General features: G+C 47.4%; 13 protein-coding genes. 8 read left to right on the forward strand and 5 right to left on the reverse strand.

What is annotated here, in order from left to right; translation table 11 throughout:
• Positions 1-127: 127 nt before the first annotated feature.
• The 3 genes from grpE to hrcA form a co-directional block, all read right to left on the reverse strand.
• Complete coding sequence (grpE, locus tag ICN16_RS04665; protein WP_216134822.1) at positions 128-676, reverse strand: nucleotide exchange factor GrpE; 549 nt, start codon at positions 674-676, stop codon at positions 128-130.
• An 82-nt stretch (positions 677-758) separates the two neighbouring features.
• Positions 759-1853 (reverse strand): ferrochelatase, encoded by a 1095-nt coding sequence (gene hemH, locus ICN16_RS04670; protein WP_216134824.1) that lies wholly within the window; start codon positions 1851-1853, stop codon positions 759-761.
• A 44-nt stretch (positions 1854-1897) separates the two neighbouring features.
• The gene (gene hrcA, locus ICN16_RS04675) at positions 1898-2920 is read right to left on the reverse strand and encodes a heat-inducible transcriptional repressor HrcA (protein WP_216134826.1); all 1023 of its coding nucleotides are present in this window, start codon (positions 2918-2920) and stop codon (positions 1898-1900) included.
• A gap of 37 nt (positions 2921-2957) precedes the next feature.
• Here hrcA and ICN16_RS04680 point away from each other — a divergent pair, with 37 nt between their 5' ends.
• Together ICN16_RS04680 and recN are read left to right on the forward strand one after the other, a co-directional pair.
• Positions 2958-3863 (forward strand): NAD kinase, encoded by a 906-nt coding sequence (locus ICN16_RS04680; RefSeq protein WP_216134828.1) that lies wholly within the window; start codon positions 2958-2960, stop codon positions 3861-3863.
• Between the two features lie 26 nt (positions 3864-3889).
• Complete coding sequence (gene recN, locus ICN16_RS04685; RefSeq protein WP_216134830.1) at positions 3890-5560, forward strand: DNA repair protein RecN; 1671 nt, start codon at positions 3890-3892, stop codon at positions 5558-5560.
• A 5-nt stretch (positions 5561-5565) separates the two neighbouring features.
• Here the strand turns inward: recN and glnE are convergent, their stop codons facing one another.
• The gene (gene glnE, locus ICN16_RS04690; protein WP_216134842.1) at positions 5566-8382 is read right to left on the reverse strand and encodes a bifunctional [glutamate--ammonia ligase]-adenylyl-L-tyrosine phosphorylase/[glutamate--ammonia-ligase] adenylyltransferase; all 2817 of its coding nucleotides are present in this window, start codon (positions 8380-8382) and stop codon (positions 5566-5568) included.
• Positions 8383-8461: 79 nt separating this feature from the next.
• On the opposite strand from glnE, the gene ICN16_RS04695 reads away from it, so the two are divergent.
• Genes ICN16_RS04695 through ICN16_RS04710 form a run of 4 tightly spaced genes read left to right on the forward strand, consistent with a single transcriptional unit; the run spans position 8462 to position 16128 of the window.
• Positions 8462-12631 (forward strand): YhdP family protein, encoded by a 4170-nt coding sequence (locus ICN16_RS04695; protein ID WP_216134844.1) that lies wholly within the window; start codon positions 8462-8464, stop codon positions 12629-12631.
• 10 nt (positions 12632-12641) lie between these two features.
• Positions 12642-13469, forward strand: coding sequence for a carbon-nitrogen hydrolase family protein (locus ICN16_RS04700; protein ID WP_216134846.1), 828 nt, complete (start codon positions 12642-12644; stop codon positions 13467-13469).
• 24 nt (positions 13470-13493) lie between these two features.
• Positions 13494-14984, forward strand: coding sequence for a metalloprotease TldD (gene tldD / locus ICN16_RS04705; RefSeq protein ID WP_255533603.1), 1491 nt, complete (start codon positions 13494-13496; stop codon positions 14982-14984).
• A 19-nt stretch (positions 14985-15003) separates the two neighbouring features.
• Complete coding sequence (locus tag ICN16_RS04710; protein ID WP_216134848.1) at positions 15004-16128, forward strand: 3-deoxy-7-phosphoheptulonate synthase; 1125 nt, start codon at positions 15004-15006, stop codon at positions 16126-16128.
• 51 nt (positions 16129-16179) lie between these two features.
• Here the strand turns inward: ICN16_RS04710 and ICN16_RS04715 are convergent, their stop codons facing one another.
• Positions 16180-16749 (reverse strand): cob(I)yrinic acid a,c-diamide adenosyltransferase, encoded by a 570-nt coding sequence (locus ICN16_RS04715; RefSeq protein ID WP_216134850.1) that lies wholly within the window; start codon positions 16747-16749, stop codon positions 16180-16182.
• Between the two features lie 27 nt (positions 16750-16776).
• Here ICN16_RS04715 and ICN16_RS04720 point away from each other — a divergent pair, with 27 nt between their 5' ends.
• Positions 16777-18282 carry an FAD-linked oxidase C-terminal domain-containing protein gene (locus ICN16_RS04720; protein ID WP_370625613.1) on the forward strand — a complete coding sequence of 502 codons (1506 nt, stop codon included), beginning with the start codon at positions 16777-16779 and terminating at the stop codon, positions 18280-18282.
• Positions 18282-19430 (forward strand): glycolate oxidase subunit GlcE, encoded by a 1149-nt coding sequence (glcE, locus tag ICN16_RS04725; RefSeq protein ID WP_216134853.1) that lies wholly within the window; start codon positions 18282-18284, stop codon positions 19428-19430. The genes ICN16_RS04720 and glcE overlap by 1 nt, the downstream gene beginning before the upstream one ends.
• Positions 19431-19441 lie beyond the last annotated feature (11 nt).

Below are 19441 nucleotides of genomic sequence, written 5' to 3' on the forward strand. Positions count from 1 at the left end.
TAAATCGATATCCAATAAATGGGGTCAAAAAGAGGGAATTCAAGGGCTAAAAATGCAAAAAAGGCAGAAATCTGCCTTTTTCATGCCCTTTTTCACCATAAACCCCCAATTTAGGGGTTTTAAAGACTTATTTAGGCGCGCTAACGGTCACTAAAGCTGGGCGCAGAATGCGATCAGCAATGGAATACCCCCTCTGAAGTACTGAAACTACAGTATTAGCCTCTTGATCTGAAGGCACCGAAGCGATGGCTTGGTGATGGTGCGGATCGAACTTATCGCCAACTGCTGGATTAATCTCGGTCATCCGGCCTTTTTCAAAGGCTGAAAGCAACTGTTTTAAGGTGATTTCCAGACCCTCTTTAAAAGCTTTGGCATCTACTGCCTCTGCATTCAAGGCTGCGTATAAGCTATCCGTTACCGGCACGAGATGCTCAGCAAAACTCTCAATCGCAAACTTATGCGCCTTAGAAACATCCTCGGCAGCACGGCGACGAATATTCTCACCCTCAGCTTTTGCGCGGAGGTAGTTGTCTTGCATTTCCGTTAGCTTTTGATTTAACTCGGCAATCTCTTGCTCCGGCGTTTTTGCTTCAGCTTCTGCAGGAACAGCATCGGCCTGAGGATCAGTGGCAATATTTTCCTGCTCAGGGGATGGATTTTGATTTTCTTGGGTCATGGGTACAAATTCACTTTTCTATCAGAATGGCTACTTCTCAACAATATGGGGTCGATTAAAGCAATTTCAAGTGCGACTGAGTTTAAGCAATTTTTGCTTTAGCCAACTCAGCTAAGCGATTACGTTCCTGTAGCACCGCATCAGACTCGACACCCAGGCTCCAACCAGATAAATGCTGATGAGCAATGTCGTACATCGCATCAATCCATTTTGGATTGCTATTAAGGCAAGGTATGTAACGGTAGTCTTTGCCACCATGCTCTAAGAAAATCTCGCGCGCTTCCATGGCAATCTCTTCTAGGGTCTCCAAGCAATCTGCTGGAAAGCCTGGGCAAAAAATATCTACTCGCTTGCAACCTTGTTTGCCCAATTCTTCAATCATTGGGGCCGTGTAAGGCTTCAGCCACTCTGCTTTACCAAAGCGAGATTGGAAAGTGACCAAATATTGTCCAGACTCTAGACCCAAAGATTCACCTAGTAAACGGCCTGTTTTTAAACACTCACAATGATAGGGATCGCCCTTCATTAAATTGCGCTTAGGCAAGCCATGAAAAGACATCACGAGACGATCGCCAGCAGCGAAATCTGGGCGACCATCTTTATCCCATGCGGTTAATACTTGGTCGCGCAGCGCGCTAATGTAGGCAGGGTTGTCGTGATAGTGCTTTATCAAGCGCAGCTCAGGTTGGTTGCGCCAAGTTCCGAGAACACGAAATACCTCATCAAAACTGGAAGCAGTAGTTGTGGCTGAGTACTGAGGATACAGTGGCAACAATAAGAGGCGCTCCATACCCTGCGCCTGAAGGGCCTCAAGTGCTTGCTGAGTAGAAGGCTCGCCATAGCGCATAGCCAAATCCACCAACACTACCTCACCGTGGTTAGCAAATTTCTCACTCAACTCTTTTGCTTGAAGGCGCGAGTAATGCATCAATGGGGAGCCTAATTTTGGCAACCAAATAGAAGCGTATTTCTTTGCAGAGGCCCCACTACGGATCGGCAAAATAATACCGTTCAAAATGCACCACCAAATAATGCGGGGGATTTCTACAACGCGAGGATCGGATAGAAATTCTTTGAGATAAGCTCTCACTGCTTTAGCAGTTGGCGCAGAAGGTGTTCCTAAGTTCAGCAATAGCACTGCTGTCTTGGAAGGGCGTAAGTGGGGATTTTGATTCAAGGAAGATCCGTCTTATGTAAGAGAGCTAAAAAAATAAATTGCTATTAAGAGTTGATTGAGGAGCTCAATGCGCCTGATAACAACTTAGAAGTAATGTCAACAATCGGAATCACCCGATCGTATGCCATGCGAGTAGGGCCAATGACGCCAAGCGTTCCAACAATCTGTCCATCCACGCTGTAGGGTGCACTGATGACCGCTAAATCTTCGTACGGCAGCAAATCACTTTCGCCGCCAATAAAGATTTGAATACCATCAGCATGACTAGATACATCTAGTAACTGCATGAGCACTGACTTTTGCTCCAGCATATCGAACATCTTACGCAGCTTGTCTAAATTAGTGCTGAGGTCGCCAACATTGAGTAAGCGTCGCTCGCCCGATAGCAGCATATCCCCCTGGCCCATGCCGTAATCGCTTACACCGCTATGAAGCGCCAAGGCCATCAAGCCAGAGATATCGCTGCGCAAGTTATCCAGATCAGAGGCTAAATGCGCGCGTACTTCAGCAAAACTCTTGCCGGCGAACTGGGCATTAATGTAATTACCTGCCTCTACCAACTGGCTTGGGGTGTAATCCTGTGTAGTAGGAAGTATGCGGTTTTGAACATCACCCTCTGGGGTCACCATGATGAGCAAAATCTTGCCTTCGCCAAGCCGCAAGAATTCGATATGTTTAAAGACTTGAGCCCGTTTAGGCGTCATGACTACCCCAGCAAAATGGGTCAAATTAGACAGAATTTGGGCTGCGGAGTTCATGACCCTTTGCGGGGAATCTGGCAAGAGCCCTTTTTCCATCTCACGAGTGGCGATTTCCTCTAAAGGGCGAACAGTCACCATCGTATCCACAAAGAGACGGTAGCCTCTGGGGGTGGGGATACGACCAGCAGAGGTATGGGGGCTGGTAACCAGGCCCATTTCCTCCAAATCCGCCATGACATTGCGAATCGTAGCCGCAGAAAGATCCAACCCCGAGAATCGAGATAGGGTGCGTGAGCCAATAGGCTGCCCCTCTTCGATATAGCGCTCGATGAGGGTTTTCAGTAAGGCGCGGGAACGATCATCCATAGTGGAAGGGATTTTATGCGTATGGTTTAATCGTTATATGTTAAGCCCATCCCCAAATTCCAGCAAAAAGGCATTTAGCCGGGTTGCGCTCGTCGGCAAATATCAGGCTGACGGCATGCAAGAACGCCTTATGGACCTAGCAGCACTCCTTGGCCAGCAAGGTTGTGAAGTCTATGTCGAGAACGCTACAGCAAGCCACCTTGGATTGACCGCTTACCCCACCAAAAAAGTGGAGGAGTTTGCTGGCACCATTGATTTGGCGGTAGTTTTGGGTGGTGATGGCACGATGCTCGGTATTGGACGTCAACTGGCTGGCAGTAACGTGCCTCTGGTTGGTATCAATATGGGTCGCTTGGGCTACATGACCGATATTCCCATTCAAAACGTTCAAACCATCTTGCCGCAAATTATTGCCGGTGAATACGAGGCAGATACTAGAACCTTGCTTGATGCGGTTGTATTACGTAATGGCAAAGAGATTAATCAGGCTCTCGCCTTGAATGATGTTGTTGTTAATCGCTCCGGAATTTCTGGAATGGTCGAGCTAGCGGTGCGTGTCAATGGTTCATTCATGTACAACCAACGCTCTGATGGGTTGATTGTCTCGACCCCTACTGGCTCAACTGCTTATGCCCTCTCTGCTGGTGGACCCATTCTGCACCCGCGGGTAGCCGGAATTCTATTAGCCCCAATTGCGCCTCACTCTTTATCAAATCGCCCCATCGTATTGCCACAAGACATTGTGGTGAGCATCGAGGTGGTAGACGGCAGAGAAGTAATTGTCAACTTTGATATGCAATCCCAAACTGACTTGCAAACAGGCGACACCATCGAAGTCAGTCAATCTAAAAAAACGATTACCCTACTTCACCCTCGCAGCCATAGCGACTACAAAACATTGCGAGAGAAGTTACATTGGAATGAGTACCCCTCGACATTCTGATGTCGAATTTTTCGGTACGCTAAGGCATGCTTCAAACACTATCGCTTCGCGACTTTGTCATTGTTGACCAGCTAGAGTTAGACTTTTCCTCGGGTTTTACAGTCCTGACTGGTGAAACCGGCGCGGGTAAATCAATCCTCTTAGATGCACTCAGCCTGGTATTGGGTGAGCGTGCTGATAGCAGCCAGATACGCGAGGGCTGTAACAGAGCTGAAGTTAGCGCCCTCTTTCGAATTACTTCAGAACAAATCAATCACTTCAATCAATGGCTGGATGAGCAAGGCTTTCCCATCGAAGATGAAGGTCAAAGTCTATTCCTAAAAAGAACTGTGGAGGCCAATGGTCGCAGTCGCGCCTTCATTAATGGCAGTGTAGCTACCTTAGTGCAACTCCGTGAAGCGGGTGATCAGCTAGTGGATATCCATGGGCAACATGCACATCAGCTACTACTGAAAGGTGGTGCGCAACGTGAACTACTGGATCGACATGCAAATCACATGGATCTTGTGACTGAAGTCTCTAAATTATTTAAAATTCTGAATGAATCTCGTCGCAGACTAGAGCAAGCAGAAAATGCTGGGCAAGATATTGAACGTGAGCGCGAGCGTTTGGAATGGCAGCTAGAGGAACTCACCGAGCTCTCTCCGCAAGAAGGCGAATGGACGGCTATTCAAAGTGAGCATGCTCGCCTAGCCAACGGCGCAAAAATTATGAGTGGTTGCCAAGAGGCGATTGATGTTCTAAGTGATGCTGACAACTCTGTAGAGTCAACCCTCTCTAAAGCTAGTGCCAATATGAGCGCATTGGCAGAGCATGACTCCGCGCTTAGCGATATCAGTCAGGCACTAGAGTCAGCACAAATTCAGATTGATGAAGCAGCACATAGCCTCAATCGCTACCTACAAAAACTCGACTTAGATCCTGCACGCCTCAGTGAAGTGGAAGAGCGTATGCAGGCCCTCCATGGCGCAGCCAGGAAATATCGTACCGAAGCAGATGATTTGCCAAAGCTATTGCTCGACACTACTGAACGCTTAGATGCATTGACTGCATCTCAAAATATAGAAGCTTTGCGCGAGAGGGTGAAGCAAGAGGAGTTAGCCTATCTCAAGCAAGCAAAGCAACTCACACAAAAACGCAACAAAGCTGCGCTTGATTTAGGCGAACAAGTTACCGCTGCAATGCAAGACTTATCGATGGCAGGCGGACAGCTAGAAATCGCCTTACTTCCTTTGGCAGAAGGTGGCGCTCACGGTCTTGAGCAAATTGACTTTCTAGTTGCTGGCCATGCTGGCAGCACCCCACGCCCATTGGCGAAAGTAGCCTCCGGCGGCGAATTAGCTCGCATCAGCTTAGCCATTAGCGTGATCACCAGCAAAGCATCATTTACACCAACACTGATATTTGATGAAGTTGATGCCGGTATCGGCGGAGCTGTTGCGGAAACGGTTGGAAAGCTATTGCGTCAACTTGGTGAGTCACATCAAATTCTTTGCGTCACCCATTTGCCACAAGTAGCTGCACAAGGTAACCACCACCTCAAAGTTAGCAAATCTCAGGCGGGTGATAAAACTCTTTCCCAAGTTACACCATTAGGAAGGTCTGAGCGCGTAGAAGAAGTTGCTCGCATGCTAGGCGGAGCAACCATCACCGACACTACGCGTCGACATGCTCGTGAGCTACTAGAGCAAAACTGACTTTCTTAAGCATCCGAAGGGGCAAGAAAGATTTCCTGCCATAAGGCCAGCACTACCTCCCTTGCTTCAACTAGTCGAGGCTCAAGCCCTAAATCTACTCGGGTCTTTTCTGCGCCATCCAAACGCAAGCGATGTTGACGCGCTCGCAATAGACGATAAGCATCCCCCACCTCTTGAGCCATTGAGGCTTGGATTAAGCCCGCCTCACCAGCAATCCGAAGTAAGGCAATATTGCCTAAGTTGCCAATGAGTTTGGGGTGAGCATTTGCAAATGCCAAGACTAAAAATTGAACAATAAATTCAATATCCACCATACCGCCGGCGTCATGCTTTAAATCAAAATCAGAACTAGGATTTGGATGTCCAGCATGAACCTTGCGACGCATTTCCAAAATCTCATGACGTAACTGATCAACATCGCGTCTTTGACTTAAAACCTCAGAACGCACATCGTCAAAGTATTCGCCAACCACCTTACTGCCCGCGGAAAATCTTGCGCGCGTGAGAGCTTGATGCTCCCAAACCCATGCAGCGTTATCACCTTGACGCAATTGATATTTCTTAAACGCATCGGCATTCGTTACTAAAAATCCTGCAGAGCCATTTGGACGAAGGCGGGTATCAATCTCAAACAGACTGCCAGCCGATGTATAGGCAGTTAACCAATTAATCATGCGCTTGGCGAGTAAGGCGTAAATCTCTTGAGCTGCAAAATCAGCTTCTTCGGCTTGATATAGAAAAACGAGATCCAAATCGGATGCATATCCCAACTCTTTACCACCTAACTTGCCGTAGGAAATCACCGCAAATGGCGCTCTTGCATCGATCGGTAAATTAAATTTTTTGACAACGCTAGGCCACACCCTCTCAAAGGTGGTCTGCACTATTAAATCCGCTAGCGCAGATAAATGATCGCTTACTTTCTCAACTGAAAGCTCACGATCAACACCAATTCCCAAATCTGCTAGCAAAGTAATAAAGGTTTCGGTGTGGTGAGTGATGCGCAAAATATCCATCGCCTGCTCTGAACCATCACCATCAGCCATCACGTCATCAAGACGCATATCTAAAGTCGACTTTACTTCCCGCCAATATTGCTCAGGATTCTCAATCAAGGCCTTTTCAGTACGCGAGTTCAGCAAGTAGTCCAGGAGATGGGGGTGTCTAGTTAGATACTCTGCACCCCATTGGGAAGCTTTTAGCAAAGCCAATACATTCGATAGCGCCTGTGGATACTCCGCAAGGATGGACAAATAGGCGCTGCGTCGTGCAACTGCTTCCAACAAATCAAAGAAGCGCAGCAAGGTCTGGTCTGCACTAATCCCAATAGGCTGATCTGCTTGCAAACTATCTGCAGCCTTACGAATGAGATTATTGAAAATGATCCTGCTTTTCTCGGGCAACTGTCTTTGCTTGGAGCTATCGGCCCAAGCCAGCCAACGCGCTGCAGACTCTGGGAACAATTTCTTATCAGGCTCCCATCCCGCAGGTAAGGAGGCGCTATCGAGACGCACAGCATCATCGAGCACAAACGCTTTTTCAAAATGCTGGGCTACTGCCGCTTGGTGGGCATCAAGTTCAGATAAGGAAGCATCTCGTTCTTGAATTTGATTGGGGCCAACCATACTGGCAGCTAAGCGAGTACGAGCATCTTCATCCTCAGGCAAATAGTGTGTCTGCTGGTCTTCCCATACTTGAATGCGATGCTCTAAGCGACGCAAATAAATATAAGCCATCTTTAAGTCATCTACTTCATCGACAGGCAAGATTCCTTGTTGCTTTAGCAACTCCAAGACTTCTAATGTAGGGCGAATACGGAAGCGAGGATCCGTTCCGCCTCGCATCAACTGAAACATTTGCGCCAAGAATTCAATCTCTCGGATACCACCGCGGCCTAATTTAATATCCCTTGATCGGCCGTGATGATTGGATGAGCGTTTCTCAGCTTCATGCTGTATCTGCGCATGTAACTCACGGATAGATGCAATCACGCCATAATCTAAATGGCGGCGATAGACAAAGGGGCGAATCAATTGATCGAGCTCACGCTCGCAATAGGCAAATGCAGGTGAGTCAGGCAAAGGTGAAATTAACCTACCCTTAATCCAAGCGTAGCGCTCCCACTCCCTACCCTGTACCAATAAATACTCCTCAAGCATGTCAAGACTGCAAACCAGCGGCCCAGAATCTCCATTAGGTCTCAGGCGCATATCCACCCGAAATACAAAACCGTTTGCATCATGCTCAGCCAATAACTTAATCAGGCGCTTACCCATTCGTGTAAACCATTCGTGATGGGACAAGCTCTTAGGTCCGCCTTGAGTATCGCCTTCGTGCTCATATAAAAAGATTAGGTCAATATCAGAAGAAAGGTTGAGCTCTAGACCACCCAACTTGCCCATACCCACGACCATCAAGGGCATCTCTGAATCCGTCACTGAGCTCCAAGGTAAGCCGAAACGACGCTGCAGATCTCCGCGAATGTAGGCAATTGAAAGGGCTACAACCTCCTCAGCAAAATGACTCAATGCGTGGGTCACTTCACCGAGATCAGCCATCCCATTCAGATCTCGATAGGCAACCCAAAGCATGAGACGTTGTCTTGCTAACCTTAGATCGGCCATAAACTGAGCCTCGTCTTGCTCTGGAGCCCCCAGAGCTTCCTGACAAGGTCTTAATAAACCCCGAATTCCTGCGACATCGACTTTAGAAGCGCCTTGGGACCGGAGCCAATCCACCCATTCAGGGCGAGAATGGAGCCAACGCTGAGCGTAGCTAGAGTGCTGCTTTAGAAATTCAATTTGGTCAGGAAAATTGCTCATTTCTCCATCTTAATCCGACTCCAAACTCAAACTCGCAGAAGCTTGGCGATAGCCCAATAGCTGACGGATAATAGAGCCTATGCTTCGAAACATTATCCGGACTCGCCTGCAGAGCGTGCTTCAAAAACGTCCTCCAGGTTCTGGCGGTCGTTGGCGCAAACGCGCCCTGATTCTTGCCGGTTTTACTGCAGCTTTTTTTGTACTTGGCCACCTTGGAGTGCGCTTTGTTTTATGGCCTCAGATTGAGAAATCTAAGCCCGCTTTAGAGCGCTTAATGAGCGCTCGCTTGGGCACCAATGTCACGATGGATGCAGTGCAAGTTTCCTGGACCGGAATTCGCCCCAGCTTCGCAATTGAAGGCTTACGCTTTAATAATGAAAGCACCCCTACCCAAGCCTTAGTTGTTAAAAGCATCAAAGGGCAGCTCAGCTGGATATCTTTTTACCATTTAGCACCCTACTTTCACGAGATCACATTTGATCAGATTCAACTGTACGCACAAAGAGATGCAAAAGGCATTGTCTCTATTGCTGGAATTCCGATTCACAGCAGCGGGGATAATTTTGCAACTGAGAACTGGCTGCTTGCTCGAAACGATATTCAAATTAACAATGCCCAAATTTTTTGGGAAGACCAACAGGGTCGAAATTTAAAGACCTCGATTGAGGTTCAAAGCCTTCACATCAGCAATGGTATGCGCAGTCATGAGGCTCAATTAGTCGCTCAAACTCCCTGGAGTCCAAATCCAATTAAGCTCCAAGCCGACTTTGTACATCATCTTGGTGGGCAAGCAGGCGATTGGCGCGATTGGGTAGGAAAATTTTCATGGGACTTTGCTGAACTCAAGCTCAATCAAATTGCCAAAGATCTCAGCCTGCCACTCCATGATCTCGATGGCAATATCAACTCTAAGGGTAGCCTAAAGCTCGACGGTGGCAAGGCAAATGGTGGACAAATGTCTTTGGTAGCCGACAATCTCCGGCTACAGTTAAATAAAGGTGAGGAGCCCGTTGAATTTGGCAGACTGGAAACCGATCTTGTTCAAGAGACGGATGGCGGCCTCAATTCCATTACAACAAAAACCTTGTCTTGGCGTAGTATCGACAGCCCCAGCAATGCACCCCTGGATAAATTAAGCCCAATTACTTTCCGCTGGCGTCCACCAAAAGATGGTGGTGAGATTAAAGAGTTTGGCTTCTCCTCGCCAAAAATACAGGTAGAAGATATTGCACTCTTTGCACTCAATCTTCCTTTGCCGAAAAAAATTCATCAGTGGATTAAGATTTCTGAGGCGGATGGTGAACTACAGAATTTAGATATGAATTGGTCCGAAAGCCAATCTGCTCTATCAGCTCTACCAATACCGGGAAATTGGTTTTCTTCTAATAAGCTCGATTTCACAATCAGTGCAAAGCTCAATGACATTAGCTTTACCGGGGTCAACAAATCAATGCCCTCGGCCTCGCATTTGTCCGGCAACTTAGTCAGCAATCAGAAGCAAGGTAACTTCACACTAAATTCCAGCAATCTTGAATTGGAGATGAATGATTTCTTGTCTGATCCCGAGATTCAATTAGATCGCGCAAGAGGTGAGATTAGCTGGTCCAAACAAAAAGGTGGTTGGCAAATTAATGCCAAGAAAATGCAGCTCAGTAACCCCGAAATCACGACCAACTTTGATCTGAGCTATTTGATTGGCGCCCCCAACCAACCTGATCAAATGACGCTGGACATGGAATTCGTTAAGGCTAAATTAGCAACAGCGCATCGCTATCTTCCGGTTGGGATGGATAAGGATAGCCGCCTATACCTAAGCAAAGCTTTTGAGTCTGGTGAAATTCAAAACGGCTCCCTCCGCATTAAAGGGGACCCTGATCAAGTACCTTTCCCCACAGGAACAACTGGCGAACTTGCCCTCAATTTGCCTTTCTCAAAGGCCACCTTTAAGCCAGCCCCCTTACTCCCCAAAAGCCAAGGGGTTTGGCAGGCATTCAGTAATGTCAGCGGCAATATTCAAATGAAGCAAGCGATTCTGAATGTGAATGTTGATAAAGCAAACTATAAAAAAGTCGCGCTTACGAATGTCAAATCACAAATACCCAACCTCAGCGCTAAAAACCTGACTCTACTTATTGGAGGCTCAGTTGATGGTGATGGCTCCGAAATCCTCGAATATGTATTCACATCACCAGTAGGCTTACAACAAGCCAATCTAGCTAAGAATCTCACCTTAAAGGGTCCAGTTAGCCTGGGTCTTGATCTAAAGATTCCACTATCTGGAAGTGATGATGTGAACTTTGATGCAAAAATTACCCTTCCGGGAAATCAGGTGCAATGGGGAGAAGTTCCTCCGCTTGAAAACCTCAAGGGCAAAGTGCGCATTACTGAAGTCAATCCCGAGTTTGAAGATGTTACGGCAAACTTTTTGGGGGGAGCCTTTAAGATCACGAGCGCACCCTCTGCAACTGGAAATACTAGTTTCAACATTGGGGGGGACATCAATGCCAGCTTCATTAAAGATTATGTTTCAGGAAATCTAAAATCTCGCGCCCATCCAGCGTTGCTGAGTGCAATGAGTGGATCAGCTAAATATGAAGGCTTGATCAACTTTAATAAAGCAGGAAGTCAAACCAGTCTAAAGTTTGATTTACGAAATTGGGCCAGCTCCGCCCCTGCTCCCGCAAAGAAATCAGCAGGAGCTCCGATGTTTGGTGAGTTCAATGTAAAAACTTACCCAGTAAGCAAAAATAATCTAATGCGTGCTGATTGGTCTGGAAAATTGGGGGATCAATATTTCATTCAAGGCAACCTGAATTCCGCCAATGAAGTAAAAAATGCATTAGGGGTGGGATCGCCAATACCATTACCTCAAAAAGGCACTTCACTTCACCTAACAAGCAACGAACTCAATCTTGATCAATGGGTAGAGTTTTTGGGGGCAGGAAAACCCCAAACCAAGTCTAGCGACATCAAACGGTCAGATACCCCAGAAGAAGATATACAGATCTCCGCTCAAGTTAATAAATTAATTGCCCTAGATCGAGATTGGACCGAAGTAAGCTTGCAGTCCCAGAAAAAGAACATGATCTGGCAACTACGTTTAAATGCACCCCAAATTGCTGGTCAAGTTCAATGGCACCCTACCAGCAGCGATCACCCGAGCGGGCTGATTGCTGGAAGACTTTCGCGCCTAAAGGTGCCAGACCAACGTCCATCGCCAGACGCTCCTGCCAAAGATGATGGTCCTCAAAAAATATCCTCTCTAAAAGTCCCAGTCAGTCCAAATGCTATTCCCAGTCTAGATTTGGCGATTGATGATTTAAGCTGGACAAGGGCAAAACTCGGTGCAGCGAAGATTAAATCCAGAACTAGTCAGGACCTGATGAAGGTCGAGTCTATTCAGATTAACAATCCTCAAGGTAACTCGACAATTAAAGGGCAATGGAATGCGCGCACTCCAAATGCTGCCGAGCAAAGCGCCGTCTCAGTAGATATGAATATCAAAGATGCAGGCCAGATTATTGCGCACTGGAGTAATGCCAAATCTGTAGAGGGGGGAGAGGGAAAACTAAACGCCTCTCTCTCATGGTCTGGGCCGCTCTTTGCTCCTGACTTCGGCTCTCTTACCGGTGACGTCAGCCTTGATCTTGCCAAAGGTCGTTTGCTTGAAGTCAACAGTGATGGAGCAAAATTACTTGATGTTTTGAGTCTGCAAAGTTTGTTTAGATTTGCAACTCTGGACTTAAAAGGCAGTCTAGGAAATCTAGCCACTAAAGGCACCCCATTTAATTCCATTACTAGTAATTTTGAAATTACTCAAGGCATCGCGCAAACAAAACAGTTCACTATGATTCTCGATCAAGCCCGTGTGGCGATGACAGGGCAAATTAATGTGCCCAAAGAAACTCAAGATTTACGCATTACTATTTTCCCAACAATTGATGCCACAGCTGGCTCGCTGGCTGCATTTATGATTAATCCCATCATCGGCCTAGGGGCCGTCGTAGGCCAATACCTTATTACCAATCAAATAAACCGCAGCATGCAAAGTGATTATTTAATTCAGGGGTCTTGGGAAAATCCTGAAGTGATACCCCTCGATCAGAAGGGTCAACCACTTGATGCAAAAACCTTAGAGACGATTCGCACTAAAAATCTATTAAAAGAACAAACTAAACCAGACTCACCCAATTCTGCTCCTGCAAACCCACCTACAAACCAAAACAATGCCACCCAAAGTCCAGGCTAAATAAATAGATATGCCCAGCAATAATTCTGAATTTAATATGGCATCGATACAGATGGTATCGACCCCTAACCTCAATGAAAATCTTGAGACTGCTGCACGCTTGATTAAAGCTGCTGCGAATTGTGGCGCTCAAATTGCAGTTCTGCCGGAATATTTTTGTTTAATGGGATTGAAAGATACCGACAAGGTAAATGTACGAGAGGCACCTGGATCCGGCCCGATTCAAGAACGGATAGCTGCAATGGCAGAAGAAAATTGTATTTATCTGGTTGCTGGCAGTATTCCTTTAGAAGCAAAAGAGTCCAATAAGGTGCTCAATACCTCTCTGGTGTTTGATCCATTGGGTCAGCAAATCGCTCGCTACGACAAAATGCATTTATTTGGCTTTCAAACCGAAACGGAACGTTACGAAGAATCTGAAACTATTGCGGCTGGCAGTCAACCGGGTCAGTTCACCATCAACACCAATGGTATCGATTGGGCCTTTGGCTTAAGCATTTGTTATGACTTACGTTTTCCAGAGTTATATCGCGCTCTCGGGCAAGTGGATTGCCACATTATTCCAGCTGCATTTACTTACACCACAGGTAAGGACCATTGGGAAATCCTGCTACGCGCTCGCGCTATTGAAAACCAATGCTATGTCTTGGCTTCGGCCCAAGGTGGACTTCATCTAAATCAACGTCGCACCTGGGGTCAGAGCATGCTAATTGATCCTTGGGGTGAGATATTGAGCAATCTTTCTGAAGGCGAAGGCTTTATTCAAGGCACACTCAGCAAAGATAAATTAAAAGAGGTACGCTCTAAGCTACCCGCACTAAAACACCGCAGGCTTTAATACAGAAAGTTCAGCAAAATTAAGATGAGAGCACCAGAAGCATTATTTCCGAGTGATTGGACGAAGCCTAAAAAGCAGGCCGACCTTCTTAAGCTGGCCAAATCTATTCTGCTTGAGCCAACCGGTCTTTCTGAGCAAGATTTACATCACACCTTTGGCAATATGTTTACGCACCAGCTAGACGATGCCGATCTTTACTTCCAGCACACCCGTAGTGAGAGTTGGAGCCTGGAGGAAGGCATTGTGAAATCCGGTAGCTTTAGCATTGATCAAGGTGTTGGAGTGCGCGCAATTTATGGTGATAAAACCGCCTTTGCTTACTCTGACGAAATTAATTTAGAAGCTCTCAACAAGGCGGCTAAATCTACCCGTGTGATTGGGCCTCAAGGCGGTACACGTGCTGTTGCGAGCAAAATATTTACACCCGTATCCAATGAACTCTACTCAGATTTAAATCCCTTAGATTCACTGTCACCACAAGAAAAGATTGCCTTACTTGAAGGCATTGAGCGTCGCGCAAAAGCCCGTGATCCCCGCATCATTCAAGTGATGGCTAGCTTGGCTGGTGAGTTTGATGTGGTGCTTGTAGTTCGAGCTGATGGCTTATTAGCGGCCGACGTGCGCCCTCTAGTACGAGTATCAGTGCATGTGATCGCCGAACAAAATGGCCGTCGCGAATCTGGATCCTCGGGTGGTGGTGCTCGTCATGATTACCATTACTTCAATACAGAACTCATCAATCAATATGTTGATGAGGCTGTGGATGGCGCACTGATTAACTTAGACTCTCGCCCTGCTCCTGCCGGCCCAATGACAGTAGTTATGGGGCCTGGATGGCCAGGAGTGTTATTACATGAAGCGGTAGGTCATGGCCTTGAAGGCGACTTTAATCGCAAGGGCTCATCTGCTTTTGCAGGTTGTATCGGGCAGCGCGTTGCCGCTAAAGGCGTCACCGTGGTCGATGACGGAACACTTTCCGGTCGTCGGGGCTCGCTCAATATTGATGATGAGGGCACGCCTACCCAGTGCACCACCCTGATTGAAGATGGTATTTTGAAGGGATATATTCAGGACAGCCTGAATGCCCGACTAATGAATATGCCTCTTACCGGAAATGGTCGACGCGAAAGCTTTGCCTCACTACCCATGCCCCGCATGACGAATACTTACATGCTAGCCGGCAAGGATGATCCCCAAGAGATCGTCGCCAGCATTAAGCGCGGTCTTTATGCGGTGAACTTTGGGGGTGGTCAAGTCGACATTACAAGCGGTAAATTTGTCTTTTCAGCTTCCGAAGCCTATTGGGTGGAAAACGGCAAAATTCAATACCCCGTCAAAGGCGCGACCATCATTGGCAGCGGTCCTGAGTCCTTAAAACAGGTTTCCATGATCGGAAATGACCTGAAATTAGACGGTGGCATTGGGGTTTGTGGCAAAGAAGGACAGAGCGTTCCAGTGGGTGTTGGACAGCCAACTTTACGTATTGACAGCCTGACTGTCGGGGGAACCGCTTAATACGGCTTAAAATAGCCGTATGAGCCAACAAAACACCAATCCCGCAAACTGGTACGCTGCCGTTGATAAAACGTCAGATACGGATGATCAACGCATTCATAACATTACTGTTCTGCCACCACCAGAGCATTTGATTCGCTTCTTTCCGATCTCAGGAACTCCAACCGAAGCCCTGATCAGCAAAACTCGTAAAAAGATTCGCGACATCATTCATGGAAAAGATGATCGCCTACTCGTCATCATCGGACCTTGCTCGATTCACGATCCCCGTGCAGCAGTAGAGTACTGCCAACGACTGCTCGCAGAGCGCGATCGTTTTTCTGGTGAACTCGAAATTGTGATGCGCGTCTATTTTGAAAAACCACGCACAACTGTGGGTTGGAAGGGTTTAATTAACGACCCATACTTAGACGAGAGCTATCGCATTGAAGAGGGTCTACGCATTGCTCGTCAAGTGTTGATGGAAATCAACCGTCTCGGCATGCCTGCGGGTAGCGAATTCTTGGACGTTATCTCTCCGCAATATATTGCCGACCTCATTTCTTGGGGCGCTATTGGAGCACGAACAACAGAAAGTCAAGTTCATCGCGAACTCGCTTCAGGCCTCTCCGCACCAATCGGATTTAAGAACGGCACTGATGGCAATATCAAAATTGCTACCGATGCTATTCAAGCAGCCAGCCGCCCACACCATTTCTTATCAGTACATAAGAATGGTCAAGTTTCTATCGTGGAAACTAAAGGCAACAAAGACTGTCACGTTATTTTGCGTGGCGGCAAAGAGCCTAACTATGAAGCTCAATATGTACAGGCAGCCTGCTCGGAGCTAGAAGCAGCAAAGCTTCCAGCCAGCTTGATGGTTGACTTATCACATGCAAACTCCAGCAAAAAACATGAGCGTCAAATTGTGGTGGCGGAAAATATTGCCGAGCAAATTGAATCTGGCTCAAATCAAATTTTTGGTGTGATGATCGAGAGCCACTTGAATGATGGCGCTCAGAAGTTCTCACCTGGAAAAGATGATCCGAGCAAACTGGAGTATGGCAAAAGCATTACTGATGCCTGCATTAACTGGGAAGACTCAGTTAATGTATTGCAACGCTTAGCTTTGGCTGTAAAGAACCGCAGAAAAGCAAAGAAATAAGAAGTTGTGAAATAAAGCGAGGTTGCTTTATTGAATACAAAAGAGACTAATTTATTTAGTCTCTTTTTTTTCGTGCTTCCAAAGAACGTCTTGACCACCGGCTGCACGATTGAGTACGCGTGCTAATACAAACAAGAGATCGGATAAGCGATTGACGTATTGACGCGGAGCGTCGTACAAAGGCTCTTCCCAACCCAAACGCACGATCGAGCGCTCGGCACGCCTGCAAACTGTTCTGCATACGTGGGCCTGAGCAGCAGCACGCGTTCCACCCGGGAGAATAAATTCAGTGAGAGGCGGCAAAGTCGCATTGTATTTTTCAAGCCAGACATCAAGTTGGGCGACATGCTCTGGTTTGAGCAAGGTGTAATTAGGAATACAAAGTTCACCACCCAAATCAAATAAATCATGCTGCACTTGCAAAAATAAAGTTTTTAACTCCTCAGCAAGACTCTCTGGGATCGATTCAGTCATCAAAACACCGATTTCGGAGTTCAATTCATCCACATCGCCCATAGCGCAAATGCGCAAATGATCTTTTTCTACTCGGCTTCCATCACCAAGCCCGGTCATGCCCGCATCACCAGTTCTGGTGGCTATTTTTGAAAGTCGATTTCCCATAAAACTAATTATAGGTAAATGGCTAAAATGATTCCTATGAATATGGTGACCCCACCCCCCGAGCTTGCGGCAATTGCCGCCCTTCAGTCCAAATTGGTATCGGCCCTGCGCCCCATACTCCCGGAGCATGCATTGCTGTGGGAGGCTGAGGACACGATTCCCTACGAATGTGACGGCTTAGCAGCCTATCGGCGCATGCCACTGGCAGTTGCCCTTCCAGAGACTGAGGAGCAGGTTGCCGAGATTCTGAAGGTTTGCTTTGAGATGCAAGTGCCCATCGTTCCACGCGGATCTGGCACAGGCTTATCTGGCGGCGCAATGCCTATTTCCCAGGGTTTAGTGCTCTCACTAGCCAAGCTCAAAAAGATCATCAGCATTGACCCATTCACCAGAACTGCGGTGGTTCAACCGGGGGTACGTAATTTGGCCATCTCCGAAGCAGTCGCCCATCTTGGACTCTATTACGCACCAGATCCATCATCACAGATTGCCTGCTCGATTGGCGGCAATGTGAATGAGAACTCTGGCGGTGTGCACTGCCTTAAGTATGGCCTCACGCTACATAACGTATTAAAAGTTCGCGGCATTTTGATGAACGGCGAGATTGTGGAATTTGGCAGCCTCGCGCCAGATTCTCCAGGACTCGATTTACTAGCAATTGTGATGGGTAGCGAAGGCATGCTTGCGGTTGTCACTGAGGTTACGGTGAAGCTGATTGCCAAACCAAAATTAGCGCGCGTCATCATGGCCAGTTTCGATGACATTGAAAAAGGTGCTGATGCAGTTGCTGCCATCATTGCAGCCGGCATTATTCCTGCTGGCTTAGAAATGATGGATAAAGCCACCACTCGCGCAGTCGAAGAATTCGTTCATGCGGGATATGACCTTGAAGCCGAGACCATTCTCCTGTGTGAGTCCGACGGTACGCCGGAAGAGGTTGCCGAAGAGATTGAGCGCATGACTAAAGTGTTGGAACAGGCTGGCGCCAGCGGTATTCAGATTTCTCAGAATGAAGCTGAGCGCCTCAAGTTCTGGAGCGGTCGGAAGAACGCCTTCCCTGCAGCAGGACGCTTGGCACCCGATTACTACTGTATGGACGGAACAATCCCACGCAGAAATATTGGCACCCTCCTAAGACGCATTCAGGGTATGGAAAAGAAATATGGCCTTGCTTGCTTAAACGTATTTCATGCGGGCGATGGCAATATGCATCCACTTATTTTGTTTAATGGTGCCGATCAAGAAGAGTGGCATCGCGCCGAAGAGTTCGGCACTGAAATTTTGGAAGCCTGCGTTGAGTTAGATGGCACGATTACTGGTGAACATGGTGTTGGTATTGAAAAGATTAACTCCATGTGCGTTCAATTCGGTGAAGGTGAACGCGAATCCTTCTGGGGCGTTAAAGCAGCATTTGATCCTGAGCGATTATTAAATCCCGACAAGGCTATCCCAACATTAAATCGTTGCGCTGAATATGGTCGCATGCGCATTAGTGGTGGCAACTTACCGCATCCTGAGTTGGAGCGCTTCTAATGTCTACGGCTAATAATATGCACATTGATTTATTTCGCGAACAGATTCTGGCAGCAGCTAAAAACAAAACACCCTTATCCATTGAAGGTGGTGGCACGAAGTCTTGGTATGGCAATGCCAACTCCTATGCCAAGCTGGATACTCGGCTTTACTCTGGCATCTTGGAGTACCAACCTGAGGAGCTGGTAATTACAGCCCGTACCGGCACACCATTAAAGGAAATTGAAGCGGCTCTGACCGAGAAGAATCAAGTGCTGGCTTTTGAGCCACCCCATTTTGGTGATAACGCTACTTTTGGTGGCGCCATCGCCGCAGGCTTAGCGGGACCTGGCCGCATTAGCGTTGGCAACTTACGTGATTTTGTTCTGGGTGCACGCATCTTGGATGGCAAAGGTCAGGACCTGTCTTTTGGCGGCAAGGTCATGAAGAACGTTGCTGGGTATGACGTTTCACGTTTGCTACCTGGATCCATGGGAACCTTGTCACTGTTACTAGAAGCTTCTGTAAAAGTACTACCAAAGCCAGCGGCGACAGCCACCTTGCGCTGCCAGCTCAGCCAAGAAAAAACTTTGCGCCTCTTAAATAAATGGGCAGGACAGCCCTTACCACTCTCAGCTAGTTGCTGGATAGGAAATCCCAAAGGTGGTGATGGCGAACTTACGATTCGCTTGGCTGGTGCAGCTGCCGCTGTTAAAGCTGCGATTCCACTAATGAATGCCGCAATCGATGCCACTGAAATAGACCCAGCAGTTGCGCAGGTGTTTTGGAGTGACTTACGTGAACAGCGCTTAGCTGTTTTCACAGACCTAGATAGTGCTGACACACTCTATCGCTTAGCCCTACCAGCCGCATGTGGCCCACTAGCAATTGAGAATGCCGTGGGCGATATTGCCTTGGAATGGCATGGTCAGCAGCGCTGGATTAAAGCGCCGGGCGATGATGCCACTTTTGCATCCATCAAAGCTTTAGCCAATGCTAATGGTGGACATGCCACTCGCTTCAAGCAAGGAAACAATGTTGATCCAAGCAAGCAACGTTTTACCCTTCTAAGCGAGCAAGCGCACTCAACTGCTTTAGAGGCAGTACAAGCACGCCTAAGAGCCGCCTTTGATCCAGCAGGCGTATTTGCTACTTCACGCCTACCTTAAGTACTTTTAGT

This window comes from Polynucleobacter sp. es-MAR-4 (assembly GCF_018882055.1).
Classification (GTDB): Bacteria; Pseudomonadota; Gammaproteobacteria; order Burkholderiales; family Burkholderiaceae; genus Polynucleobacter.

What these genes read in the sequence shown, in the direction of transcription:
- ICN16_RS04720 (WP_370625613.1), top strand. Translation starts at nt 16,777, where the DNA reads ATGATTCCTATGAATATGGTGACCCCACCCCCCGAGCTTGCGGCAATT.
- recN (WP_216134830.1), top strand. Translation starts at nt 3,890, where the DNA reads ATGCTTCAAACACTATCGCTTCGCGACTTTGTCATTGTTGACCAGCTA.
- glcE (WP_216134853.1), top strand. Translation starts at nt 18,282, where the DNA reads ATGTCTACGGCTAATAATATGCACATTGATTTATTTCGCGAACAGATT.
- tldD (WP_255533603.1), top strand. Translation starts at nt 13,494, where the DNA reads ATGAGAGCACCAGAAGCATTATTTCCGAGTGATTGGACGAAGCCTAAA.
- grpE (WP_216134822.1), bottom strand. Translation starts at nt 676, where the DNA reads ATGACCCAAGAAAATCAAAATCCATCCCCTGAGCAGGAAAATATTGCC.
- ICN16_RS04700 (WP_216134846.1), top strand. Translation starts at nt 12,642, where the DNA reads ATGCCCAGCAATAATTCTGAATTTAATATGGCATCGATACAGATGGTA.
- ICN16_RS04695 (WP_216134844.1), top strand. Translation starts at nt 8,462, where the DNA reads ATGCTTCGAAACATTATCCGGACTCGCCTGCAGAGCGTGCTTCAAAAA.
- ICN16_RS04680 (WP_216134828.1), top strand. Translation starts at nt 2,958, where the DNA reads ATGTTAAGCCCATCCCCAAATTCCAGCAAAAAGGCATTTAGCCGGGTT.
- ICN16_RS04715 (WP_216134850.1), bottom strand. Translation starts at nt 16,749, where the DNA reads ATGGGAAATCGACTTTCAAAAATAGCCACCAGAACTGGTGATGCGGGC.
- hrcA (WP_216134826.1), bottom strand. Translation starts at nt 2,920, where the DNA reads ATGGATGATCGTTCCCGCGCCTTACTGAAAACCCTCATCGAGCGCTAT.
- glnE (WP_216134842.1), bottom strand. Translation starts at nt 8,382, where the DNA reads ATGAGCAATTTTCCTGACCAAATTGAATTTCTAAAGCAGCACTCTAGC.
- ICN16_RS04710 (WP_216134848.1), top strand. Translation starts at nt 15,004, where the DNA reads ATGAGCCAACAAAACACCAATCCCGCAAACTGGTACGCTGCCGTTGAT.